Origin of the sequence: Wolbachia endosymbiont (group A) of Sicus ferrugineus, from assembly GCF_947251515.1 — a bacterium.
GTDB lineage: Bacteria > Pseudomonadota > Alphaproteobacteria > Rickettsiales > Anaplasmataceae > Wolbachia.
In genome coordinates, this window is record NZ_OX366370.1 from 319,267 (window position 1) to 343,639 (window position 24,373).

At 35.1% G+C, this 24,373-nt stretch carries 22 protein-coding genes and 3 pseudogenes; 15 read left to right on the forward strand and 10 right to left on the reverse strand.

The features are described from left to right. Positions 1-11 precede the first annotated feature (11 nt). The 5 genes and pseudogenes from OPR24_RS01590 to OPR24_RS01610 all read right to left on the reverse strand — a co-directional run bounded on the left by OPR24_RS01590 (position 12) and on the right by OPR24_RS01610 (position 4,140). A pseudogene (locus tag OPR24_RS01590) lies at positions 12-1,023 on the reverse strand (IS630 family transposase). A 77-nt stretch (positions 1,024-1,100) separates the two neighbouring features. Further along, positions 1,101-1,271, reverse strand: a pseudogene (locus tag OPR24_RS01595) (phospholipase D family protein); the annotation flags it as partial. Between the two features lie 43 nt (positions 1,272-1,314). Beyond that, positions 1,315-2,802 (reverse strand): UbiD family decarboxylase, encoded by a 1,488-nt coding sequence (locus tag OPR24_RS01600; protein WP_265033579.1) that lies wholly within the window; start codon positions 2,800-2,802, stop codon positions 1,315-1,317. 95 nt (positions 2,803-2,897) lie between these two features. Next, a complete protein-coding gene (locus OPR24_RS01605) occupies positions 2,898-3,977 on the reverse strand; it encodes a Fic family protein (protein WP_265033580.1) in 1,080 nt (359 codons plus the stop codon). A 10-nt stretch (positions 3,978-3,987) separates the two neighbouring features. Further along, entirely contained in the window at positions 3,988-4,140 is a 153-nt protein-coding gene (locus OPR24_RS01610; protein ID WP_196770130.1) for a hypothetical protein, read from the reverse strand. 271 nt (positions 4,141-4,411) lie between these two features. Here OPR24_RS01610 and OPR24_RS01615 point away from each other — a divergent pair, with 271 nt between their 5' ends. Together OPR24_RS01615 and OPR24_RS01620 are read left to right on the forward strand one after the other, a co-directional pair. Next, positions 4,412-5,194, forward strand: a complete 783-nt coding sequence (locus OPR24_RS01615; protein ID WP_265033581.1) for a DsbA family protein — start codon at positions 4,412-4,414, stop codon at positions 5,192-5,194. A 199-nt stretch (positions 5,195-5,393) separates the two neighbouring features. Continuing rightward, on the forward strand, positions 5,394-5,993 hold the full coding sequence (locus OPR24_RS01620) for a TIGR02217 family protein (protein ID WP_265033582.1): 600 nt from the start codon (positions 5,394-5,396) through the stop codon (positions 5,991-5,993). On the opposite strand, the gene OPR24_RS01625 is transcribed toward OPR24_RS01620, so the two are convergent. The 5 genes from OPR24_RS01625 to purE form a co-directional block, all read right to left on the reverse strand. Continuing rightward, entirely contained in the window at positions 5,986-8,631 is a 2,646-nt protein-coding gene (locus OPR24_RS01625) for a 2-oxoglutarate dehydrogenase E1 component (RefSeq protein WP_265033583.1), read from the reverse strand. The two genes, OPR24_RS01620 and OPR24_RS01625, sit on opposite strands and share 8 nt — an antisense overlap. Positions 8,632-8,944: 313 nt before the next feature. After that, a complete protein-coding gene (locus OPR24_RS01630; protein ID WP_265033584.1) occupies positions 8,945-9,469 on the reverse strand; it encodes an ankyrin repeat domain-containing protein in 525 nt (174 codons plus the stop codon). Between the two features lie 84 nt (positions 9,470-9,553). Further along, on the reverse strand, positions 9,554-9,751 hold the full coding sequence (locus OPR24_RS01635; protein ID WP_265033586.1) for a hypothetical protein: 198 nt from the start codon (positions 9,749-9,751) through the stop codon (positions 9,554-9,556). Positions 9,752-10,356: 605 nt separating this feature from the next. Then, positions 10,357-12,216, reverse strand: coding sequence for a DNA mismatch repair endonuclease MutL (mutL, locus tag OPR24_RS01640; RefSeq protein ID WP_265033587.1), 1,860 nt, complete (start codon positions 12,214-12,216; stop codon positions 10,357-10,359). Between the two features lie 7 nt (positions 12,217-12,223). After that, positions 12,224-12,715, reverse strand: coding sequence for a 5-(carboxyamino)imidazole ribonucleotide mutase (gene purE / locus OPR24_RS01645; RefSeq protein WP_253307285.1), 492 nt, complete (start codon positions 12,713-12,715; stop codon positions 12,224-12,226). Between the two features lie 435 nt (positions 12,716-13,150). Between purE and OPR24_RS01650 the strand changes: the two genes are divergently transcribed. The 13 genes and pseudogenes from OPR24_RS01650 to OPR24_RS01710 all read left to right on the forward strand — a co-directional run bounded on the left by OPR24_RS01650 (position 13,151) and on the right by OPR24_RS01710 (position 24,365). Then, positions 13,151-13,447 carry a helix-turn-helix domain-containing protein gene (locus tag OPR24_RS01650; RefSeq protein WP_265033589.1) on the forward strand — a complete coding sequence of 99 codons (297 nt, stop codon included), beginning with the start codon at positions 13,151-13,153 and terminating at the stop codon, positions 13,445-13,447. 60 nt (positions 13,448-13,507) lie between these two features. Then, positions 13,508-13,912 (forward strand): DNA-directed RNA polymerase subunit omega, encoded by a 405-nt coding sequence (gene rpoZ / locus OPR24_RS01655; RefSeq protein ID WP_265033590.1) that lies wholly within the window; start codon positions 13,508-13,510, stop codon positions 13,910-13,912. Between the two features lie 28 nt (positions 13,913-13,940). Continuing rightward, positions 13,941-14,186, forward strand: coding sequence for a monovalent cation/H+ antiporter complex subunit F (locus OPR24_RS01660; RefSeq protein WP_082860906.1), 246 nt, complete (start codon positions 13,941-13,943; stop codon positions 14,184-14,186). 6 nt (positions 14,187-14,192) lie between these two features. After that, positions 14,193-14,480, forward strand: a complete 288-nt coding sequence (gene mnhG / locus OPR24_RS01665; protein WP_096617042.1) for a monovalent cation/H(+) antiporter subunit G — start codon at positions 14,193-14,195, stop codon at positions 14,478-14,480. 1 nt (position 14,481) lies between these two features. Next, entirely contained in the window at positions 14,482-15,009 is a 528-nt protein-coding gene (locus tag OPR24_RS01670; RefSeq protein ID WP_265033591.1) for a DUF4040 domain-containing protein, read from the forward strand. Continuing rightward, positions 15,002-15,421: a Na(+)/H(+) antiporter subunit B gene (locus OPR24_RS01675; RefSeq protein ID WP_265033593.1), complete on the forward strand. Its 420-nt coding sequence runs from the start codon at positions 15,002-15,004 to the stop codon at positions 15,419-15,421. Before OPR24_RS01670 ends, OPR24_RS01675 begins: the two co-directional genes overlap by 8 nt. Next, positions 15,418-15,744, forward strand: a complete 327-nt coding sequence (locus OPR24_RS01680; protein WP_064124916.1) for a cation:proton antiporter subunit C — start codon at positions 15,418-15,420, stop codon at positions 15,742-15,744. Before OPR24_RS01675 ends, OPR24_RS01680 begins: the two co-directional genes overlap by 4 nt. 123 nt (positions 15,745-15,867) lie before the next feature. Further along, the gene (gene rpoD, locus OPR24_RS01685) at positions 15,868-17,811 is read left to right on the forward strand and encodes an RNA polymerase sigma factor RpoD (protein WP_265033968.1); all 1,944 of its coding nucleotides are present in this window, start codon (positions 15,868-15,870) and stop codon (positions 17,809-17,811) included. 207 nt (positions 17,812-18,018) lie between these two features. Then, on the forward strand, positions 18,019-18,999 hold the full coding sequence (locus tag OPR24_RS01690; RefSeq protein WP_265033595.1) for an SGNH/GDSL hydrolase family protein: 981 nt from the start codon (positions 18,019-18,021) through the stop codon (positions 18,997-18,999). A gap of 1,010 nt (positions 19,000-20,009) precedes the next feature. Next, positions 20,010-21,035, forward strand: coding sequence for an extracellular solute-binding protein (locus OPR24_RS01695; protein ID WP_265033597.1), 1,026 nt, complete (start codon positions 20,010-20,012; stop codon positions 21,033-21,035). 203 nt (positions 21,036-21,238) lie between these two features. Next, a complete protein-coding gene (locus OPR24_RS01700) occupies positions 21,239-22,135 on the forward strand; it encodes an aspartate carbamoyltransferase catalytic subunit (protein ID WP_265033598.1) in 897 nt (298 codons plus the stop codon). 379 nt (positions 22,136-22,514) lie between these two features. Continuing rightward, positions 22,515-23,520 (forward strand): annotated as a pseudogene (locus OPR24_RS01705) (IS630 family transposase). Positions 23,521-23,522: 2 nt separating this feature from the next. Then, the gene (locus OPR24_RS01710) at positions 23,523-24,365 is read left to right on the forward strand and encodes a hypothetical protein (RefSeq protein ID WP_265033599.1); all 843 of its coding nucleotides are present in this window, start codon (positions 23,523-23,525) and stop codon (positions 24,363-24,365) included. Positions 24,366-24,373 lie beyond the last annotated feature (8 nt).

Below are 24,373 nucleotides of genomic sequence, written 5' to 3' on the forward strand. Positions count from 1 at the left end.
AATACCAATTCTCATTGTTGGTCAGTCAAATAGGAGAAATTGCAGAGTTGTTTAATTGTGGAGCTGGCAAGAGAAGTAATAAATTTGCACAAAGCACCCTAAAGCAGAGCAATTGTATCGTATATTTTATTGCGCAAAATGTTCTGTTTTATATATAACCAAAGCCTCTCAACAAGATTTAGCTCAGGTGAATATGTAGGTAGGTATGTAATGTCGATATTTTTAGGTACCTTTAAATTTTTTGACCTATGCCAACTAGCACAGTCCATAACGAGAAAAGCCTCTCGTGTTTCTAGATATTGCGACATCTGCTCAAGAAATATGTTCATGCAATCAGTGTTGACATTTGGTGCAAATAAGCTAGAACTCTTTCCATTTCTAGGATTAACCGCACTATAGAGATAGAAATTTTGCCTAACTAATTTTGTTTTAACCTGTGTTCTAATCCCCTTTTTAAACCACCCATGTCCAACCTTTGAATGTGTGCCAAACCTTGATTCATCAAAGAAAAATAGCTCTTTTTCTGGATACTTGCTAATAGCTCCATTGAGATTTTTTTTTGAATTCCTCTTGTTTGCTTTTATCTTGTCCATTATGAACTGGTCTGGGTGTAATATATGAGAATTTCATCTTTTGCATATAGCGGTGTACTGTAGATTTGCTGATATTTAATCCGAACTTTTCCTGGATTCTTATTCTCATTTCTTTAATGGTAATATTAGGATTTTCTTCTATCCACTCTTCAATTTGCCGTAGTTGATCCTGATTTAATTTAGTTTTTCTACGCCGTTGTGGAGGAGTAAACAGTTTTTCTTTTCTGCCAAATTTCAAGAGTTTTACCCACGAAGTTAGTGCGCTTCTTGAAATGCAATATATTTTTGCTACAGCCGTTATACTATGCTTTTTTGCTGCAATTACAGCATTTAGTTTTTTTGAAACATATGCATTGTTCCTTACTTTCTTCAGCATTTCTTTTGCTGATTCTACTACTTTTTCATCCAATAATTTTAATCTTAATGCCATTTATACCTCAACTATTTTACTTGCTTCATTATGGCTTTTCTTCCATCATTGTCCATCTGTTTGCCTTGTAATGGGAATTGGTATAAGATAGATTTTTTAGACTGATCTATTACGCTGATTATCGGTACAGCGCAATCTTCTCCAGGTGAAAAGCAAACCGTAGCTTTTGGGCAGGGCGAAAATATAAAACCCGCATAGTAATACAGAGAAAAACACATTAACAAGAATAAAAAGTGAAAAAGCCTCACAACAACCCACCCCCGGATATACGGCGATAGGCTACATCATAATTTAATCACCTGTCAATCCATATTCTTCCCACTTCTCCGTGATTTTTCTTACTATTTCTTCGCTCATTTCAATTTTCTCTCCCCATTCTCGTTTGGTTTCAGGCGGGATTTTATTTGTTGCATCAAATCCCATCTTACCTCCCAGGCCACTTTCAGGGGAAGCAAAATCTAAATAATCAATAGGTGCGTTCTCTATTATGATTGTGTCACGCACAGGGTCCATTCTCGTTGATATTGCCCACATCACTTCCTTCCAATCACGTACATTTATATCATCATCAACAACGATAATAAACTTCGTGTATAAAAATTGCTTTAGAAAGGAAAGTATGCCCATAACAATTCTTTTTGCCTGCCCTGGATAAGACTTTTTTATCGATATCACCGCTATTCTATATGAACAACCTTCTGGTGGTAGATAAAAATCCACTATCTCTGGAAATTGATTGATAAGAATGGGCACAAAGATTTCGTTGAGCGCTTCACCAAGAATTGATGGTTCATCAGGTGGCTTGCCAGTGAAAGTGCTGAGATAAATTGGATTTTTGCGCATAGTAATTGCAGTAATATTAAATTCTGGAAATTGCTCAACAGAATTATAGTAGCCGGTGTGATCTCCGTATGGCCCTTCATCTTGATATCTATCCAAACTTACATAGCCTTCCAGAACAATCTCTGCATGAGCTGGCACTTGAAGCGGAATAGTCTTACAATTTACAAGCTCAAGCGGTTTTTTGCGCAGCAACCCAGCAAATTGGTATTCTGACAATGTTTCTGGCACTGGAGTTACCGCAGCAATAATTGTTGCAGGATCACTACCGATCACAGCAGCAGCAGGAAATTTCATATTTTGTTCCTTCTCTTTCCATCGTTTGTGGTGACCTGCACCACCACGATGTGCAAGCCAGCGCATTAGAGTAGTTTTTTTATCCACAACTTGCATACGATATATTCCAAGATTGAAATTATCTTGCTTGTCTTCCGTTGGGCCTTTTGTTACCACAATTGGCCAGGTGATAAGTGGTGCAGGTTCATTTGGCCAGCATGTTTGAATAGGTAGCAAACTAAGATCTACCTCATCCCCAGTTAGCACCACTTCTTGACATGGAGCCTTGCTCACAACTTTACTTCGCATCGACAATACAACTTTTAGTAAAGGAAACATTTTCACGGCATCTTTGAAGTTTTTTGGTAGCTCAGGTGATCGCAAAAATGCGAGAAGTTTACCCAAATCTCTCAGTTCATCAGGGTTTATGTTCAGTCCCAACGCAATTCTTTCAATAGTACCGAATAAATTCACCAAAACTGGAATCGAATTTTTACCGTTTTCCGTGACAACATTTTCAAAGATGATAGCTGGTCCCTTATTTGACAAAACCCTGCGATGAATTTCTGTCATTTCAAGAACTGTTGAAACTTCCTCCTTAATCCTAATCAGATCTTTTTTTTCTTCTAAGGCTTTAATGAAGTCGCGTAAGTTGTTGTACATATTCCAGTTTTTAAAACTTTAAGTCTACATTTAGTTTTCAAGCACTTTATTGAAATTTGACCTATGCACTGCTTTCCTGTCTAGCGAGCTTTCAGTTAATTTGAGATCAAATCCTCATATTGCTTGCTAAGCTTGTATTTTCTTCCTCTGTTGGAAAAGTCTACAATCTCAATAAACCCCATTTCTACCCACTTTTTACAAAGTTGCGCACTAGTACGAGGCTTAAAATTAAATAGTTCGCCAACCTGACTAGCTGTAATAGCGGAAAACTCCTGGAAGAGCTCAAGAGCTTTGCGTTGTTTAGGATCAAGCTTGCGTATAAGATCAGTCTGATTAGTGTGGTATTCTTCTTCATTTATACGTTGTAAAACGTTCTCAAATGAATTTGCCATACCTTCTACGAAATACTCCACCCACTTAGTGATATCTGCTTCAGCTCGTCCCATGTAATAGTTGTGCGATGGACCTACACTTATTGCTTCATAATAAGCCCCTAGATTTTTAGCATAATATTCTTCCAATGAGTAAAGCCCTTTTAGGTCATATCCACCAAGGTGTAAAATTAATGTAGTCAGCAATCTTGCAGTACGACCATTACCGTCATAGTACAGATGAATTGTTACAAATTGATAATGAGCAATACCTGCAATAATTGGGTAAGGCACTTGTTCACTGTCACGAATCCAATCAATCATACTGCTCATGAGCTTTGGTACATCCTTTGCTTCAGGTGGCATATAAATTATTGCACGTGTACGGCTATCACGAATAACGTTTTGACCATCACGATAAGAGGTTGGCCTCACTTTAGATTTTCCACTCGCCATTACTAGGGCATGAAGCGTTTGAATGGCTTTCTCAGTAATAGGGATCGTTCTCGCTGCCCATTGTTCAACTTGGGTTAAAGCTGCATAATATCCTTTAACCTCATTTTCATCTCTCCTATATTTTGGAAAGTGGCTTTTACCACTTAAAACCTCTTCAATCTGTTTAGGCTCAAGTCGATTTCCTTCAATCATAGTAGAATAGTGTGTGGTATAAAGCCGTGCAGTTTCACGAAGGGACGAGAGCATCGATACAGTGAGTGGCAAATGTAACACTTTTTCTTTTACTGCTTCAATCCTCATAAGGCAATTAGCAATTTTAGAAGTAATCGTATAATTTGGCATCGGCATAATATCTGCATTACATTACTTCTATATTATGCTGATAAAATGCAGATAATACAACGTTTACACAACGCCGACCATAAACAGCAATAAATTCGGCTGATTGAGAAAGAAGTTTGTCTTGTAGAATAGCTATTTCTTTTTCTCTACCAATTATCGGTTCACTCATATGTTTATTCCGCGGAGTTTATCAAAATTATACACAGCGGAATAAAACAAACAACTTAAATCTATGCTCCGCGCGCCTCTGCTACCAAGTCTTCTGATGAACTTTGTGGTAATGTGCCTGAGTTTTATTGTGTAAAGTTTGCATTTGAGGCAAAACTGGTTATAAAATACACTTGATATAAATGTTTTCATATATTAATATTAGATGCTTCTTTTAATATACAGATAAATGTGTACTAAAGTTTTATGTTGTAGGTTTTTAAATAAATTGTATGTCTAGAATATCGTTTTTATTGATCCTTATACTGGCAGTAGCAAGTTTACCAGTAATAAACAATTGGCTTTCAAATCGCAGCCAAATGCTAAGCGATGATTATATAGGTGAGAAATTAGATAATTATATAAGTAGAAATTTTGATAAGATCATAAAAACTCTCAAAGAGGAGTCGATTAAAAGTAGTTACGCTACTCGAGATAATGTGACCAAAAGTAAAATTTCACAATACAAGGATCAAATATTTGACCTTACTTATCCTTACTCCGGAAATGAAAACAGTAGTGTTATAGCTGTAGGTTTCTTTGACTATTCTTGTGGATATTGCAAGACTATAAAAGACGATATAAAACAGTTAATTAACGACGGTAAAATTAAGTATATCTTTAGGGATGCTCCAATACTTGGTAATGACTCTTTAAGGGCAGCAAAAAGCGCTTTAGTTGTTTACTTTATTGATAAAGAAAAATATTTCGACTTTCACTATTCTGCTTTAAGTCACAAAGGAGGATTTTCAGACGAAAGCATATTGGATATAGTGAAAAGCATAGGGATTGATGAGGACGATTTTAATAGTTCCATGAAAAATAATGCAGACAAAATTGAGCAAATGATAAATGGCAGTAAGCTCCTAGTAAGAGATTTGGGAGTAGGTGGCACACCTTTTTTAATAATTGGGGATAGTCTGTTTGTAGGGGCAACTGATTTGAATGTATTACGCAAAAAAGTAGATGAATTAAGTCGCAAGCAAAAACTAGCTTCAGCGATTAATTTGCTATAAAATTTTATTTTTTTACTTGACAACGTAAACGAACCTGAGTACAATCTACCGTAGGCGTGGTGCTTAAATTACACTTAAGATACCATTCAATTAGCAAGTTTTCTCTCAAGCACAGACATCAATAATTGTACTTTTTAATCAGGATGACCTGGTGTTATTTAGCTCAAATTACTTTAGTTTTACTTTCATAGGAGGACATATGTCATTCACAGAAATTAGATTTCAAGAAAATATATCTTATGGTTCCACTGGAGGACAGGAATTTTCCACTGACGTTGTAACAACTCATAACGGTTGTGAACAGCGCAACATCAATTGGTCTCATGCACGCACTAGATACAACATAGCTTACGGGGTCAGATCAAACGAGCAGCTAACAGAACTCATAACATTTTTTCATGCACGAAAAGGTAAAACAATAGGGTTTCGTTTTAAGGATTGGTCAGATTTTATAGCCATTAATCAAAAGATTGGTATAGGAGATAACAAAAAAACGACTTTTCAGCTAATCAAAACTTATGTAAGTGGGGAAGATAAGCATATACGCATGATCAAAAAGCCAGTACATGGGACAGTAAAGATTTATTTAAATGGTAAAGAAGAGAGTGAATATTCAGTAAATTATTCAACGGGAGAAATAACATTTATGAAGCCACCAGTAAAAGATGCGATAATCACTGCGAGCTTCGAATTTGATGTGCCCGTGCGCTTTGATACAGATTACTTAAACGCTTCTATTGATGACTATGGAAGCAATAGCTGGAATAACATTCCACTAGTAGAGGTGAAGTTTAATTAAGCTGCTTTAAAATTTCCTCCTGTTGCTGAGTGTGAACACTAGCATAACCACATGCAGGAGATGCAGCAGCAGGTCTTGCGATACACTTAGGTCTTTTTGCTTGAATATTGAGGTCAGATAACACCTCGTCTATCAATGGGTTGACAAAAAACCATCCCCCCATATTTTTTGGTTCTTCTTGACACCATATAATTTCAGCGTTCTTGTACTTTTCAAGTTCGCTGCTTAATTTATCGGCCGGAAACGGATAGAATTGTTCTAAACGTATCACTGCTATATCGTTTATTTTTTGTGTTTCAAGCATTTCAATTATATCGTAATAAACTTTACCACTGCATATTACAACTTTACGTATTTCATTATTTGAAACTAAATCTGTTCTATATTCTGGAATTACCGTGAGGAATTTTCCTTCAAAGTCAGATAAATCAGAAACTGCTCTTTTATGGCGTAATAGAGATTTAGGTGTAAATACTATAAGAGGCTTACGAAAGTCTCTATGCATTTGTCTGCGTAAGACATGGAAGTAATTTGCCGGAGTGGAACAATTAACTACCTGCATATTATCCTCTGCGCAGAGTTGCAAAAATCTCTCTATACGTGCGGAGCTATGCTCAGGTCCTTGCCCTTCATAACCATGGGGCAACAATAAAACTAGACCGCTTGATCGCAACCACTTTGTTTCTGCAGATGCGATAAACTGGTCGATCATAATTTGTGCACCATTTGCAAAATCACCAAATTGTCCTTCCCAGAGCACCAGTGAATACGGAGAATCAAGACTATATCCATATTCAAAGCCCATTACAGCATACTCTGATAAAGCGCTATCTATGACCTCAAAGTGAGCTTGCTTTTCATTTATATTGTTTAGCGGAATAAACGCTTCTTCTGTTGCCTGATCAACAAGCCTTGAATGACGGTGCGAAAAAGTTCCACGACCGGAATCTTGTCCTGATAAACGCACTCCTATTCCTTCTGTAAGCAGTGACGCAAATGCAAGACTTTCGGCAGTTGCCCAGTCTATATTGCTACCAGAATTTATGCTGTCTATTCTTCCATCGAGTATTTTTCTAACCTTATTGTTAATGTTAAAGTGACTTGGGATGTTGCTATTTATATGCACACCTAATTTTTTCAACTCATCTGGCGGAACACCAGAATCCGTGTAGTATTCGCTCAAATCGTTCAGCTTTGCTCTTCTTAATTTTGAACACACTCCACCGAACCAGTCAGCTTTTTTTGGAGTGTAAGTCACTGATTCAGCAAGACTTTTATCTAATTTTGCCCTGAACTCACTGCGCAATTTATTTACCTCATCACCACTTAATACTTTCTCTGCGATCAACTTCTCTTCATACAGTGTTCCTGGAGTTTTATGCTTTGATATCGCCTTATACATAAGTGGCTGAGTGAAATTCGGTTCATCGCCTTCATTATGGCCGTATTTACGGTAGCATATTATATCAATCACTACGTCCTTTTTAAATTTCTGCCTATATTTCATCGCCAGACTTGTAGCAAAACTCACAGCTTCTGGGTTATCTCCATTAACGTGAAACACTGGAGCTTCTATCGATTTTGCTATGTCAGTGCAATAAAAAGAGGATCGTGCGCAGCATGGGTTAGCAGTAAAACCAACTTGATTGTTTATAACAATGTGTACAATACCACCCACTTTATAACCTTCAATGTTGCTTAGGCTCAAGGTCTCGGCAACGACACCTTGACCGATGAAAGCCGCATCACCATGAATTGATATGCCAAGCACAGACCTTATATTCTGTTTTGCTCTTATTCTTCCAGCCGAAACCGGATTTACCGCTTCAAGGTGAGATGGATTAGGGCATAAACTTAAATGTATTTTTTTACCACCCGAAAGTGCTCGATCAGAAGAGTAACCAAGGTGATATTTAACATCGCCAGACACCTCAAGACCACTTGGGTATGCAAGGTTGCCTTGAAATTCAGATAGCATTGCTGCATATTCTTTGCCCATAACTTTGGTTAGAACATTGAGCCGTCCGCGGTGAGCCATGCCAAGGACTATTTCTTCAATACTAAAAGCTGCAGAATCACTAATGATTTTTTCAATTGCAACGATAGCTGATTCCCCACCTTCGATAGAAAAACGTTTATATCCAGGAAATTTCATATGGAGAAATTGCTCGAACATCTCAGATTCGATCAAGTGCCTCAGGATTTCCTTTTTATCTTGTGAACTCAGCGTATAGGTTTGATTTTCGATCTTTTCCTGCAGCCATATTCTCTCCTCATAAGAGGAGATATGCATAAATTCAAAACCGATATTCTTGCAGTAAATATCTCTGTAGATTCTAGTGTCACCCGTAGGAGAGATACTCAAATATTTCTGATAATCTATTAATTGATTCTCATTTGGCGATAATGGATCAAGGTCTGCAAAAAAATGACCGTAAGACCTGAAAAAATTTGCCAAACTAGAAACTGAATCATCCACCTTAGTTGCATTGCAGGGCTCCGCTTTGTTAATTTCTAAATTGCTTGAAAAAATTCTATACCAATCTTCCCCGATTGATTTATCGCCCTGCAGATAACGGCTATACATTTTTTCCAAAAATTCTGCATTATCACCATAAAGGCAGCTTAAATTCGACATAATTACTATATAAGATATCAAACACTTATAAGTATAACTTAAGTTTTTTAAAAAAGAACTTTTTTAGTTTCTATGGCTAAACACGTCATACCGCGATTCATTCGCGGTATCCCAGCATAGATTCCGCTAACAAGTAGCGGAATGACGGTAAACCTAGATTACTTTAGCTATAATTATTAAGCTGCACCTGCTGGATTTGGTGATTGACTATTAAGAAATTCTGCTCTAGCTTCGGTAAAATCTGGTGAGGGTTTTGAAAAAAACGCAGTTTTTATTGCACAGTATGCGCAATATAATGCAACAGCAGCAGTACCTACTGCAAAAATGGCAAACCCGATTTTATCTGCTTTTCTGAAATCTCCAACTGCAGCCTCAAGTGCGCAGCCGATACTAAAAAGCGAAAAATCACTATACCACCAGAGTATAGTAACACCGTACCACGATCAACGGCACCAAATAGCTGCCCAACTTTACTGTCGTGTTCAGCATAATCTACTGGTCTTTTATTGTACTTATCTTTTAAGGATGGATCAGCGCCTCTCCTCAAAAGCAATTTTGCAATTTCAACATAATTATTAATACGATTATCACATAAGTAATGTAACAATGTTTTACCTTGATTATCTTTTGCATTAGGGTCAGCACCTTTGTCTAAAAGTAATTCAGTAACTTTGTGACAAAAAACACCATCCCAGTTATTAGTAGTACAGTGTAATGATGATTTGCCTTCTCGATCTCTCGTATTAGGATTAGCACCATGCTCTAAAAGCAAAGCTATGATCTTAACTCTTGACTCATGCTTATAACCTGTATATCCTAATGCAAAGTTCAATGGCATACTGCCACTAGTGCTTTCTGTATTTCAATAATCAAATTTATCATCATTTTTTACTGTCTCTAGTAATAATCCCAAAAAATCTAGCTAATTACTGTCAATAGCTGATATTACAAGATCCGAAAAAGCTTCTGCTTGACTATCGGTAAGCGATTTATATGCCTCGATCTGCGTTTTTAATACATCTGAGTTTTTTTTACTAACAAATAATTTCTTTCTGGCTTTAGAGATAACGTTATGGCTATCTGTTAGTTCCAAAATTTTTAAAGCTTCTTCTTTATTCATGATCATTACCCCTGCTAATAGTGTTGAAGTTAAATATAACCCAAAATTTCAAAAAGCAAAGCTTTTTATGTCAAACTGCGCCTGTTGCACAATTCCATAACTGTACGAGCATTGTCTACAAGGAGGGTGTCATTCCAGCGTGTGACGCTGGCGACCCCTACCGTCATACCGCCGCGGCGCTAACAAGCAGCGGGATGACGGTTGTCGTTTAGCTATAAAATTTAAGAAAATATTTAAGAAACTTACCAAATGAAAAAAAAGGCAAAAGAAGCCCCGAGTAGCGAGTTTTGACTCTATATTACTGTAAGTGGCGCTGTAATAATGTGCTGACGCTTAGTTTAAGCGCGGTTTGGCTGAATGTAGAAAAAATTTAAAAGACATGCAGCCGCTATAATTTTATGTAATCCGCCAATAAATACCCTAAGTTTTTTACTGAATTTTGTCATTGAGCCTGCAGGTCAAAAACAAGTTTTGAGTCATAAATACCCTTATTGTCATAATAAGGGCGCTGGCGGAGTTTGTCAAGCAAGTTTTTTTGTTTAATCCGTTTCTATGAGCTACTTGGATGACGAGGAAAGAGCACTTACATATTTATGGCAACCTCATTACCTGCGCTCAAAAAGTTTTTCAATATCACTCAATTTCATTTCTATATAAGTTGGTCTTCCGTGGTTGCATTGCCCGGAATATGGAGTTTTTTCCATTTGTCTTAACAACTCATTCATCTCCTCTAACCTCATTTTCCTGCCTGCTCTAATTGATCCATGACAAGCGATAGTAGCCAATATCTTGTTCACTTTGTCTTCTACTGGCAATGTATCTTCTATTTCCGTTAATCTACCCACTATATTAATTAGCATCTCTTTCACATCTATTGCTCCCAAAATTGCAGGGATTTCTTTTACTATCACTTTATTCTCTGATTTGATTTCAATATCAAAACCCATTTCAAATAACTTATCTTTATAGATTTCAATCATCTCCATTCCAGCTTGATTTTTGATTTCAACCGTTTCAGGAAGAAGTAGTTTTTGTCTTTTTATACTTGATTTTTGTTTTAGGCATTCATATACTAATCTCTCGTGGGCTGCATGCTGATCAACTATAATCAATTTGTCTCTTACCTCGGCAATAATGTAAGTATTATAGACCTGACAACGTGCAAACCCGAGCGGGTGGCTCTCTATCAAATCAACTTGCTCTAACACCTTTTTTTCTAGAACCATAATTTCCGCTTGTGATGGGGATTTCTGTATGCCGGTATAATCAAACGATTTTGACTGTTCTGATGAGCCTTTTGCTTTTTCATTTGGAGAAGCAAATTCTTTTATTAGTTGATTTTCAAAAGGACTTGGCCTTCTTTCATAAAATTCATTTTGAACATCAGATTTATCAAAAGAATCTGATAATGAACCTTTCAAAAAACCCTCTATTGTATTAGTAGTTTTCTGGTTACTAGCTGAAATGACATCAAAGGTGCCTATCCTTCTTGACAACGCTTTGATTAATCCTCTTGTCACTATCTCATATATGAGCTTCTTATTCTGAAACCTTACTTCTGACTTATTTGGATGCACATTTACATCTACTTGATCATAAGGTATCTCTAAATGTAACGCTGCAAAAGGATACCTATCGCTTGGAATAAAATCATGATATGCATACCTAACCGCACCAATAAGTAAATTATCTTTAATTGGCCTTCCATTAACAAATGTATAGATCTGAGTTGACTTACCACGATTGACGGTTGGCTTACAGATGTGTCCCGTAAGTTTGATGCCGTCTTCTTCTTCATTGACCTCCAAAGAATTGCCCTGAAATTCTTCTTCTACTTCACACAATCTATGAAATAACGAAGTCTGCTTAGCGTATTTTAAGAGCTTTTTATTATCTGAAGTGAGAGTAAACCCTATATGATAGTTAATCATTGCTAGGTTGTTTACAATATCAACAATGCTTTGAGTTTCTGCTCTTTTGGTTTTTAGAAATTTTAGTCTATTTGGGGCAGCGAAAAACAAATCTTGTACTTCAATATGTGTCCCTTGTGATAAAGAGTAAGGAGTTAGCTCCCCCATCTTTTCTCCACCCTCATAACTTATAGACCATGCTTCACTTGCTCCGCTTGCTTTAGACGATAATTTTATCCTACTTACTGCTGCTATTGAAGGAAGAGCTTCTCCTCTAAAGCCAAGATGCTTGATTTCTATCAACTCACTATCGCTCAATTTTGAAGTAGCATGGCGCATAAACGCAAGTTCTAAATCGTTTTTTTCTACTCCGTTACCATCATCTGTCACAATAATAAGGTTACGCCCACCACTTTCTATTTTGATCTCTATTTCTAAACTTCCAGCATCTATTGCATTTTCCACTAATTCCTTTACTACACTTGCTGGCCTTTCTATCACCTCCCCCGCTGCTATACGGTTTATGGTTTTTGTGTCTAAAAGAATTATTGCCATAGATTTATTATGAAACTGGTTTTTCTTTTACTTCTTTGGTCTGTCTCTCTCTCCACTTTTTTAACCTACCTGCAATTTCACTGTTGGAAATTGACAATATAGATACGGCGGTAATGGCAGCATTATATGCTCCATTTTCTCCTATAGACATGGTTGCAACTGGAACACCCTTTGGCATTTGAACTATAGAGAGTAGACTGTCCAGCCCATTTAATTGTTTACTATGCACAGGAACGCCGATAACTGGTAAACAAGTTAATGACGCAACCATACCAGGTAAATGAGCTGCACCTCCTGCACCAGCTATAATAACCTTAAAACCTTCTTCTTGTGCAGATTTAGCAAAATTGAAGAGCCTTTCTGGTGTTCTATGTGCAGATATTATGAATATGTCATGTGAAACTTCTAATGCTTTTAGCATATCGACGGTATGGACCATAGTGGTGTAATCTGACTCACTTCCCATAATAACAGCAACATCTTTTTTTATTTTTGTCATATTCAACACAATTTTACTTACTAACTAAATAGTGTTCCAGCTAAAAAGCAACAAATATTTAAGTTATATTATAAATATAATATATAGAATTCTCGTTAAAATAGAAATTTTAAAAATTTAAATAAATATCTATGTTAAGATATAGAGATATAAACTTCTTATGTAAGATAAATTTATAAAATAATTATTTTTGTATTTCAAGCTTTGTAATTTTAGCTTGTTCTTTCTGTAAATGATTTTTTCAGATAGGCTGATGGTAAAGTGGTAATTTAAAATTACTAGAAATTTGATTGAAATATTAATATACAATCAACTTAAAGTTTTAAATTTGATATCATATAATTATTGACAAGTTATATGATATTAATATCTTGGTATATTAAATATTATGTTATAATGTTTAATAAAGTTAATTGATATGTGAGTGTAAGAATTATGGAAATAATATCGTTAAATAACTTAGACAGTGCAGCAATAAAAACAAAGTTGCTTTATATAATAAATAAAATTATAGAAAAAAATGCTTGGACTCAGGCTTTTGCAGCTGAGAAACTTGGTATTGATCAGCCAAAGGTATCACAAATTAAAAATGGTAAAATAGATGGTTTTTCTTTAGAGCGATTGTTAGGATTTCTAAAAAAACTTGATCATGAAATAACAATCACGATGACAGAAAGCCAAGAAATAAAATCTGAGGCAGAAAAAGTAAAACATGAAATTGAATCGCAATAGATACAAAGTTGACAACTTGTTTTTTGTGATATAGTATAAAACTTATTAAGGTAGTGTCTTATGGATGAGTCTATTGTAGAAAAGTGTACAGAACAGGTAAGTAACCGTTTCAAATTGGTTCTATTGGCAAGTCAAAGAACACATGATTTAAATACAGGAGCAAGTAATCCAGTTCAAACAGTTCAGTTTAAAGACCATAAAAACACCATAGTTTCCTTATATGAAATAGCAGAAAAACAGGTGGATACTCATGAGCTATTTAACCTTTTGGTAGGTAGATGCAAGGAGTACATGAAAGGAAGTATGAATAATGTTTACAGCAGTAATACAAGTAAGCTAGCGAATTTATTAAATTTTTCTGATGGTCAATTTAACACAGATCTTGATACAAGTCAAGAAAGCCAAGATTATGAAGTGGATGGTGAAATAAATGATCAAGATGGCGATGAAGAAGTATCCGTTTAGAAATCTACTGAAGTTACATAGTCTTTAAATGCTTCACATTGCTATCTATACACTGTTGTTCTGTATGAGTATAATGTTGTGCCGCATAGTGTCTAAGTCAAGTGATGTGTACAATAAGGTTTTAGCGTTCAATAATTTCTCAACGCAAGTAGTTGTACTCATAACAGCAATATCAATCATTCTGAATAATTTTTTTTTAATTGATATAGCATTGTTGTATGCTAGCGTTAGCTTTATATCAACTATAGCACTAATGAGATTAATGTTGTTTTAATAATTTATGATAGGATCCGTTCTTATATTTTTAGGCATTTGTTCAGTAATCATTTCAAGTGTGGGAGTAATTAGATTTCCTGATTTCTATACTAGGTTACATGCAGCAGGTATTACAGATTCTAGCGGTGCAACGCTATTGTTAATTGGTTTTGCTTTGCAGAATGGATTTTCAATCAATACTGTTAAAATAATATTATTAATTCTTATAATATGGGTAGCTAGCTCAACTAATGGCTATATTTTAGCGCGCACTTATTATAAAGTTAAGAAAAAAACTGTTAAAGAAGGTTAAGGTGTTAGAAATATTAAATGTAGTGCTACTTTTGTTGTTACTAACAGTTACGGTTTTTATAGTCTTCTCGCGACATTTAGTCGTAAGTGCTGTTCTAATGTGTGTATTTAGTTCACTTATTGCGCTTATATACTTAATTATGAATGCACCTGATGTTGCAATTACTGAAGCTTCTGTTGGTGCGGGGCTCAGTACGATTTTTACGTTTGCAGCACTCTCCTTGATAAAGAATCATAAAGTAAATCTATCTCATAACCCTATAACGCTTTTTTTTATGTTATTTCTGGCTGTATGTTTGCCATATTTTATGATTCAATTGCCAGATTTTGGCAGCCACAATGCTCCGATCCACTTGCATGTTGCTCCTTATTATGTGGAAAATACCGAAAAAGCTACCGGTATTCCTAATATAGTGACAGCTGTTTTGGCAAGCTTTCGTGGTTATGACACGTTTGGAGAAACTATAGTAGTTTTTACTGCTGCGCTTTGTATAACGTTGATATTAAAAGAAGAAAAAGAAAATGATTAAAGATCCGATATTAAATGCAGTAACATTTTTGATGATACCTTTTATCATTTTATTTGGTTTATACATACAATTTCACGGTGATTACACTCCGGGTGGAGGTTTTCAAGCAGGAATAATTATTGCCTCCGGGATAATATTATATTCAATGCTATTTGGTGTATCTACAACTCTAAAAGCAATACCTTATTCTGTGATTAGATTGACTAACGTGTTAGGTATTTTAATTTATGGAGGAACGGGCGTTGCAACAACTTTACTTGGCCAAAATTTTTTATCTTATAATATCTTGTCAGCCAATAATAGAACCGGTCAAAAATTGGGTATTTTTTTGGTGGAATTAGGTGTAGCATTTACTGTCTGCTCCTCTATGTTAATTATATATATGAATTTTGCTCGTAGGAAAAAACAATGACTTTATATAATTATACGATTATTATTGTATTAATGGTGCTAGGTTTATATATTATTGTAAACGATAAAAATTTAATCAAGAAAATGATAGGGGTAAGCGTCTTCCAAGCATCTGTTTTGTTGTTTTACATATCTCTAGGATATATAAAAAGTTCTTTGCCTCCTATATTGGTTTCAAATTTTTATTCATATAGCAATCCTATACCTCATGTTTTAATGCTTACTGCTATAGTGGTTGGAATTGCAACATTTTCAGTTGGATTGTCCATAGCAGTAAAAATGGAAGAAAAGTATGGAACAATTGATCAAGACAAGTGTACATAAATTAACAGTATCTTAAACTATATGAAGTAACAAACAGCCACAAGTTAAAAGTAAAATTATAGACTTGCTCGTTGTAAGTTTATTTGTTAATAAGAAATAAAATTATAAACTATAAAGGTAATGATGTCAACTATTAATGATGCAGAAGATAAGAAAAAAATTATCAGAGATCTTGTAACTAAAAGTATAAAAAAAGGTGGTTTTATCACCTTTGATGATATAAATGATAAATTATCAGATGAAAATTTTTCGTCTGATTTTATAGATGATGCTATATCTTTATTGCAGGATTCCGGAATTAATGTGCTTGAAAGTAGCGAAGATGAAGAAGATATTCCTTCCAACAGTGATGATAGTAAACTTGATGATGATGACACATCGCCAAATTTTACTGCAACTTTAGTACAAAATGATGATCCAGTGAGGATTTATTTACAAGACATGAGCTCTGTAAAGCTTTTGTCAAGGGCAGATGAAATCGAGATAGCAAAAAAAATTGAATCTGAAAAGCATAACATGTTACGTGCAATAATTGAAACATCAGTAACATTAAAGGTGATAAAAGTATGGCGTGATGATTTAAGTAGTGGAGCTCTCTTACTGAGAGAAATTATAGATCTGGATGCAATTTATAACTCTGACTTTAATGTGGTACCCAAAGAAGAGAGTGAAGAAAGTGCTGAAGATGTTGAGGATTCTGAGGATGTTTCTGAAGATGCTGAGTACTGTAGTGATGATGAGAAAGATAGTAAAAAAAGTGATGATGAGAAAGACGGTGATAATGAAGATATAAATTCAGCGAATTTAAATGTTTCTATTCTTGAAATGGAAAGTGACTTATTGCCAAAGGTCATAGTTGCATTGGATGAGATAATTACTTTAACAAATGAAGCATTGGTATTAAGAAAAAATTCTAAAGATTCCTCTGATGAACTAGAGAATTTATATAGTCAAATATGGTCTATAGCATTACAAATTAAGTTAAGTGATGCTGCTGTTGCCAGAATTACACAAGAACTTTATAAGATAAATAGATCCATCACGCTTGAAGAGGCTAATCTTATTGCTGAGGCTAGAAAATACGATATCGATAGAGAAAGTTTCTATAAAGTTTATGATGACGTGCTTTTAAAGCACGAATTGAAAAAGATAAGTCTTTTAAAGATCAATGAAAATCAGTCCTCTTTTACGGGTGAATTAAAAAACAAATTTTTAAGGTTTATAGACGGTAACTCTGAAAATATAGCTAGTACTTTGAACGGTATTAAGCAGCATATACAGGAAGATAACGTGCAAGAATTTAAGGAGCTAATCAGGAGAATACAAAAACACGAACGAGAAGTCTCTGAAGCAAAGCAAGAGATGATTAAGGCTAACTTAAGGCTAGTAGTTTCCATTGCTAAGAAGTATTCAAAAAGAGGCCTTGATCTGCTTGATTTGATACAAGAAGGCAATATTGGTCTTATGAAGGCCGTGGATAAGTTTGATTACAAACGTGGATATAAATTTTCAACTTATGGCACTTGGTGGGTAAGACAATCAATCACTAGGGCAATACCTGAGCAGTCTAAAGTAGTTAGAATACCAGTTCATATGGTAGAAATTATCAGTAAAATCAACAGAGCATTAAGAAAAATGACTCATGAGATGGGAAGAGAGCCGACGTTAGAGGAATTAAGTGTAGAACTGACAATGCCACTGGAAAGAATACGCAAAGTTATGAAAATAGCAAGGGACCCAGTAAGTCTTGAAGCTCCAACAGGAAAGGATGATAGTAGTACCTTCGGTGATTGTATAGAAGATAAGCGAGTCTCCAGACCAGAGGATGCTGCAATACTTGCTGACTTGCGTGGCATTACAACCAATGTTCTTGCAACTTTAACACCAAAGGAAGAAAGAATTCTAAGAATGCGTTTTGGCCTTGGTAAAGATGGGAAGGAGCATACCTTAGAAGAAGTAGGAAAAATTTTTAATGTAACACGTGAGAGAATTAGGCAAATAGAGGCAAAAGCACTGCGCAAGTTGAAACATCCAAGCCGCGCTAGAAAACTTAGAGGGTTCTTTTAAGTATACGTGTCAAGTTAAGAAGAAGCTGATTTTGCCTGGAAAAAGTGGAGAAAAAGTCAGAGCGTTTTTAAAATAAAACGTTTTTTCAAAAAGGTATGATATGAAGGAAATGCATAATAAAGTTTAAAATGGGGGTTGTAAAAAAGTTGCACCGCTATTTTTTTTTATGAATCTAATGAAACAACATGCTAATCTACGGTAAATATTATGACAAATAAAAATGACAATTCTAATTCAAAGTATAGAAATTTTTATGTTCTAGGTGATAGTTTATCCGATAATGGCGCAATCATTGGAATTTTAAATAACTTATCCTTTGCAAAAAGCGTAAAGTTTGATGACCCTTTTTATCAAGGAGGATCTTTTAGCAATGGCCCTACTGCTGTTGAATATGTAGCAAAATATTTAGATTTAGACGAATTTAAACCTGGGTGGAGTTATTCATTTTTTGGTAGATGCCACGAACAGCAAGGTCAAAACTATGCAGTTTCATGTGCAACAGCGTCGGAAATTTTTGACCCTATTTTTTCTTATTTCTTCAATAAAATTCGTTTAGCTAACCAGCTAGATGCGGTAATTAAACGTCATCCAGATATAGGTAAAGAAGATTTATTTTGCATCATAATCGGCGGAAATGATGTTATGGTTGCCACTGCTTATGACGATACTAAAGCGGAAGAAGTGTTGGAACAAGCAGTGAGTGAAATATGTAATGCACTTAAGGTTCTAAATGAACATGGTGTTAAGCATGTAGTTGTTGCAAACGCACCTGAAGTTGGCTCAATACCAGCTTTTAATAGAGATAAAGAAGCAAGGGAACTAGCTACGAAGCTCACAGAGAGTTTCAATGCAAAATTGGCTAATGGCTTAGATTATATGAAGAAAAGTACAAATCTTGAAATAAAAGCATTTGATCTTAACTCTAAAATGAAAAGTATGCTTAGCGAATACAAGAGCAAAGGTTTAAATTGTCAAGATGCATGCACATCGAACATTGCAGACCAAATTGGGAGATTTAAAGAAAATATAAAAATACTCTTAAAGTTGATATTTAAAGGGGAACTTGACGTTCACTATAACCCTGGGTGTAGCGAAGAAACACTAAAGGATTATTTCTTTTTTGATTATTTCCATCCAACTGCAGAACTTCATCATGAAGTTGGTAATGAAGTGTATGAGTTGATTTGACACAGTTTTTTGAAATACCCTTTTAAACCGTAACCGTTCACGCAATGGCGTCAACTTAAGAGCCTCCATTAACAAACTCTCCTATGGATTTTCTGAAAAGTTTTTGAGTATATTGTATTTTTAATTTGTAGAATAAGATTTTTTCCTTTTTGCATGTTTCACCTAAAAAGGATACATTTTAGACTTCTTTGTTGAAATAAAACAGAAACAAAAGTGCTGTTTATTGCAGCTTTTGGGTGATTTAATGGTAAAAATTTTAGAGAGAAATTTTATACACTATCGCTGATATTTTTCCTTAAGTTGACGCCATTGTCCGTTCAGCCAATAGACTTTTTCGGTGTCATTCCAGTACTTGGATCCAGAAAAAAGAATGATGTCATCCCAGTGCGTGACACTGGGATCTAGTTTTCCATAAATGGTGCATTTTAACATAACTTTTATACTTAATAAAATTCCTAGATCCCAGTGTCAGCTACTCGGATGACATCATCCTTTTTTTGGGATTCCAGTATCAAGCGCTGACCTCTCTTGGGCTCTTAAATTGCAATTATAAATATTTAAAAAATTTACCAAATAAAAAAAAGGCAAAAGAAACCACGTGTTAGCTAGTTGTCACTCTCTAATCCTGCAAATTGGCGTACTATACTGTCTTAAACGCTATATAAGCGCGTTTCAGCTTATATAGGTAAAAACCTAGAAATGTTGTGAAGACATAAAGTGCACATAGTGCAAAAAATTAAAAATAAGACGCCAACTACGTTGTTTTTTTGCTGTTTAATCTGTACAGATGAAGATAACTGAATACCTTCAGTTTCATGATAAGGGGGCTGGCGAAGTTTGTCAAGTAGGTTTTATGGCCTAGAGTCACGCGCTGGAATGACAATTTCGATTATTTCATACATTGACTTCGGTAAATCCAAATTATATTAGCTACATCTAACGAATTTTACACTTGCTAAGATTGCGCTATTTGAGTATCTTTAACTGAAAGAAGTTATTTTTTATCCAATATGAAAAAAGCCTTTATATTCACATCCTTAATAGCAGTTGTATTAATAGTCATTACTTTTTTGTATAAAAACAGCGGAACTGACAATTCACAAGTAGTGAATGTCTATTCATCGCGCAAAGAAGAATTAGTACGTACTTTATTTGATGAATTTACAAAAAATACAGGCATTAAAGTACGTTACATCATTGATGATTATTCTCAGCTACTTTCACGCATGGAAAATGGCGGTGAAGCTGACTTACTTTTAACTGCAGATGCAGTGAACCTGATTTTGGCAAAAAAAAGAGGGCTTTTATCTCAAGTGGATTCAGAGATTTTAAAAAGTGTTATACCTGTAAAATTTAGAGATAGTGAAGATTATTGGTTTGGCCTTACAAAAAGAACCAGAATATTGGTTTATAATAAAGAGTCAGTAAATCCTAAAAACTTAAGTACTTATGAAGATTTAGCAAATGAAAAATGGAAAGGAAAAATATTAGTGCGTTCTTCCACAAGTCCATATAACCGATCGTTAATTGCTTTTATGATTGCAAATAATGGTTTTGAAAAGACGAAAGAATGGGTAAGCGGAATTGTGGGCAATATGGCAAGAAAACCAAGTGGTGGTGATACTGACCAAATTTATGCTGTAGCTGCTGGTGAAGGAGATGTTGCAATAGTAAATAGTTATTACTTTGCAAGAATTCTTTCATCAGAAAATAAAAAGAATGTTATAGACAAGCTAGGGGCTTTTTTTCCTAATCGCAATGATCACGGCGTAATGGTAAACATCAGTGGTGCAGCAGTAACAAAAAACGCAAAAAACAGGGAAAATGCTATAGTCTTATTGGAATTTTTAGTAAGCAAACAGGCTCAAGAGCTATACGCTAAAAAAAACCAAGAATACCCTATTATTGAAGGCGTTGAAACTTCCGATATACTAAAGTCTTGGGGAAATTATCCACAAAGTGATTTACCTCTAAGTGAACTTGAGAAGCATCTTTTTGAGGCTATTATGATAGCGGATGAATGTAAGTGGAAGTAATCCCCAGTGCCACTGAACACTGGGATAAAAGATTTATGCTAATGTACCTTACTCTTGGCTCGCTGAACTTTTTCTTCCTTCTAACTTAATTTTGACTTTACTATCTTTTTCTGTTCTTTCACCAAAACAATTGCTGTACAAGAGGTCTATTGAAAAACAATAATAAGAAAGTAGAATAGGTTCAAGTAGTTGAAAAGGAAACTATGCACAAGAGAAGGAATTTGTTAAACATCTCAGACCTTACAGTCGATGATGTAGAAAATATAACTAAGTTGGCTAACCAGTACCTTAAAAAAGAAGCTGCAAATAGTCATATCTTGGAAAATAAGACAGTAATAAATTTATTCTTTGAAGATTCAACGCGTACACTTGCGTCTTTTGAAATAGCAGCAAAAAGCCTTGGAGCAAATGTTGTAACTTTGCCAATAAGATCTTCTTCTATTAACAAGGGAGAAGATCTAAAAGACATGATCAAAACATTAAATGCAATGAATCCTGACTATATAATAATCAGGCAAAAAAATAGCGGTATTGTTAATATGCTGGCTAAGAATATTAGCTGCTCGCTAATCAACGCAGGCGATGGAAGCAGTGAACACCCAACTCAAGCTCTTGCAGATTATCTTGTAATCAGCAGTCATAAAAAGCAAATAAAGGATCTCAAAGTTGTGATATGTGGAGATATTCTGCACAGCAGAGTTGCAAGGTCAAATATAAGGTTGCTAAAAATGTTTGGAGCAGAGATAAGCTTGGTCGCACCACCAACTTTGATTTGTAAGCATTTTCCTGAAGTAGATTCAGTCCATTATTCATTAATTGAAGGTATAAAGGATGCTGATGTAATCATGCTTTTAAGACTGCAGAAAGAGCGCATGAATAATAGTTGTTTTGTTCCTTCAGAGAAAGAATATTTTCATTTGTATGGACTTGATTCACAAAAGCTATCATACGCAAAACCAGATGCGATTGTTATGCACCCAGGGCCAATAAATAGAGGGATTGAGATTAGCAGCGATGTAGCAGATTGTGTTATTTTACAGCAAGTAGAATTTGGATTGGCAATACGTAAGGCAGTGCTGCACTATTATAGGCCTTGTTAATATTAAAAGATGCTACACAACTAATGCGAAAGAAGGGTTTTTTCATGAAATGACGAGGCTTGTAAATGGTTTGAGAATGGCCATTAAGATGTTAAGGCCGAGGATATGGTGTGGAAGTTTTTACGAAAGCCTGAAGTCAATCAACAACCTTGCAGAACGGTAAATTAGACGGCTATCGTAAAAACAGCTTTTTCACCTGGTTGGAACGTGGGGAAAGGTTCGTGGAAGAATGTTGTAGATATTTTTGACATCACGTCTCGATGGCCAAAATCCCTTCCAAAAGTTACGACTGCTAATATCAATTCCCATTACAAGGCAAACAGATGGACAATGATGGAAGAAAAGCCATAATGAAGCAAGTAAAATAGTTGAGGTATAAATGGCATTAAGATCAAAATTATTGGATGAAAAAGTAGTAGAATCAGCAAAAGAAATGCTGAAGAAAGTAAGGAACAATGCATATGTTTCAAAAAAACTAAATGCTGTAATTGCAGCAAAAAAGCATAGTATAACGGCTGTAGCAAAAATATATTGCATTTCAAGAAGCGCACTAACTTCGTGGGTAAAACTCTTGAAATTTGGCAGAAAAGAAAAACTGTTTACTCCTCCACAACGGCGTAGAAAAACTAAATTAAATCAGGATCAACTACGGCAAATTGAAGAGTGGATAGAAGAAAATCCTAATATTACCATTAAAGAAATGAGAATAAGAATCCAGGAAAAGTTCGGATTAAATATCAGCAAATCTACAGTACACCGCTATATGCAAAAGATGAAATTCTCATATATTACACCCAGACCAGTTCATAATGGACAAGATAAAAGCAAACAAGAGGAATTCAAAAAAAAATCTCAATGGAGCTATTAGCAAGTATCCAGAAAAAGAGCTATTTTTCTTTGATGAATCAAGGTTTGGCACACATTCAAAGGTTGGACATGGGTGGTTTAAAAAGGGGATTAGAACACAGGTTAAAACAAAATTAGTTAGGCAAAATTTCTATCTCTATAGTGCGGTTAATCCTAGAAATGGAAAGAGTTCTAGCTTATTTGCACCAAATGTCAACACTGATTGCATGAACATATTTCTTGAGCAGATGTCGCAATATCTAGAAACACGAGAGGCTTTTCTCGTTATGGACTGTGCTAGTTGGCATAGGTCAAAAAATTTAAAGGTACCTAAAAATATCGACATTACATACCTACCTACATATTCACCTGAGCTAAATCTTGTTGAGAGGCTTTGGTTATATATAAAACAGAACATTTTGCGCAATAAAATATACGATACAATTGCTCTGCTTTAGGGTGCTTTGTGCAAATTTATTACTTCTCTTGCCAGCTCCACAATTAAACAACTCTGCAATTTCTCCTATTTGACTGACTAACAATGAGAATTGGTATTAGTAGCCAGAGTCTAGAGAAAGCCACAAATAAGGAATTGTTTATAAAATTAATTGAAGAAGCGCTTGAGAATTTAAAGCCAGAAGATGTTGGGCCAGAGATAATAGAAAAGGCGCTACAATCTGTTGAGCGTGAAACAATAAGTAATGTTATAAATAATAATAAAGGTCCGCTGGACAATCTAGTCAATTATTTTAAATCAGCATCTGCAAATAAAAAAATTGGAATAGCTTCTACCGGAATAGTATTGGGAGTAGCATTTTCTCCGCTTATTGTGCTTGCTACATTAATAGCGCTTGTAGCTATTGGAGCGCGTTATGTAGGAATAGGTATAGGAAAGGCAGGGGAAAAAATAAAAGAAGGAGCAATTGATGCAGGAAGAGCAATAAAGAGTTCATATAAAGATTTAATAGATAAATTACCTGAGATTCAAAGAAGAGAAAATAATTTTGAAAAGTTAATAAGCAATTTAATGGAAAAGAATCTTGAAGCTGATGAAGGAGAAAGAACAATGCTTAGTAATGAAATAAAAATAATAAAAATGCTTCAGAATCAAGAGCAACTAGCAGCCATAGGACAGTTAATAGGGGAAGATAAGGCTGGTCTTTTGAACAATCTTATGAGCAAGGGTACTAGTACTCATGAGGAAGACATGGAGAAACTTGTAGATTTTATGAGCGAATTTCAACCTGCAATTATGGCAATTGGTAGTGACATAAAAGAGGTAGAACAAAAAGTTAATGAGAAAGCTCAGGAAATAAAGCCAGATTCTCAATTAGGTAGTTCAAGTGCTGAACGAGTGAGTGAAGAAGAAAATAAAACCCTCTGATGGCTTGG

Bases quoted from the DNA above. Each gene is read 5' to 3' on its own strand.
- OPR24_RS01600 (WP_265033579.1), bottom strand. From the start codon at position 2,802: ATGTACAACAACTTACGCGACTTCATTAAAGCCTTAGAAGAAAAAAAA.
- OPR24_RS01605 (WP_265033580.1), bottom strand. From the start codon at position 3,977: ATGCCGATGCCAAATTATACGATTACTTCTAAAATTGCTAATTGCCTT.
- OPR24_RS01610 (WP_196770130.1), bottom strand. From the start codon at position 4,140: ATGAGTGAACCGATAATTGGTAGAGAAAAAGAAATAGCTATTCTACAA.
- OPR24_RS01615 (WP_265033581.1), top strand. From the start codon at position 4,412: ATGTCTAGAATATCGTTTTTATTGATCCTTATACTGGCAGTAGCAAGT.
- OPR24_RS01620 (WP_265033582.1), top strand. From the start codon at position 5,394: ATGTCATTCACAGAAATTAGATTTCAAGAAAATATATCTTATGGTTCC.
- OPR24_RS01625 (WP_265033583.1), bottom strand. From the start codon at position 8,631: ATGTCGAATTTAAGCTGCCTTTATGGTGATAATGCAGAATTTTTGGAA.
- OPR24_RS01630 (WP_265033584.1), bottom strand. From the start codon at position 9,469: ATGCCATTGAACTTTGCATTAGGATATACAGGTTATAAGCATGAGTCA.
- OPR24_RS01635 (WP_265033586.1), bottom strand. From the start codon at position 9,751: ATGAATAAAGAAGAAGCTTTAAAAATTTTGGAACTAACAGATAGCCAT.
- mutL (WP_265033587.1), bottom strand. From the start codon at position 12,216: ATGGCAATAATTCTTTTAGACACAAAAACCATAAACCGTATAGCAGCG.
- purE (WP_253307285.1), bottom strand. From the start codon at position 12,715: ATGACAAAAATAAAAAAAGATGTTGCTGTTATTATGGGAAGTGAGTCA.
- OPR24_RS01650 (WP_265033589.1), top strand. From the start codon at position 13,151: ATGGAAATAATATCGTTAAATAACTTAGACAGTGCAGCAATAAAAACA.
- rpoZ (WP_265033590.1), top strand. From the start codon at position 13,508: ATGGATGAGTCTATTGTAGAAAAGTGTACAGAACAGGTAAGTAACCGT.
- OPR24_RS01660 (WP_082860906.1), top strand. From the start codon at position 13,941: ATGCTTCACATTGCTATCTATACACTGTTGTTCTGTATGAGTATAATG.
- mnhG (WP_096617042.1), top strand. From the start codon at position 14,193: ATGATAGGATCCGTTCTTATATTTTTAGGCATTTGTTCAGTAATCATT.
- OPR24_RS01675 (WP_265033593.1), top strand. From the start codon at position 15,002: ATGATTAAAGATCCGATATTAAATGCAGTAACATTTTTGATGATACCT.
- OPR24_RS01680 (WP_064124916.1), top strand. From the start codon at position 15,418: ATGACTTTATATAATTATACGATTATTATTGTATTAATGGTGCTAGGT.
- rpoD (WP_265033968.1), top strand. From the start codon at position 15,868: ATGTCAACTATTAATGATGCAGAAGATAAGAAAAAAATTATCAGAGAT.
- OPR24_RS01690 (WP_265033595.1), top strand. From the start codon at position 18,019: ATGACAAATAAAAATGACAATTCTAATTCAAAGTATAGAAATTTTTAT.
- OPR24_RS01695 (WP_265033597.1), top strand. From the start codon at position 20,010: ATGAAAAAAGCCTTTATATTCACATCCTTAATAGCAGTTGTATTAATA.
- OPR24_RS01700 (WP_265033598.1), top strand. From the start codon at position 21,239: ATGCACAAGAGAAGGAATTTGTTAAACATCTCAGACCTTACAGTCGAT.
- OPR24_RS01710 (WP_265033599.1), top strand. From the start codon at position 23,523: ATGAGAATTGGTATTAGTAGCCAGAGTCTAGAGAAAGCCACAAATAAG.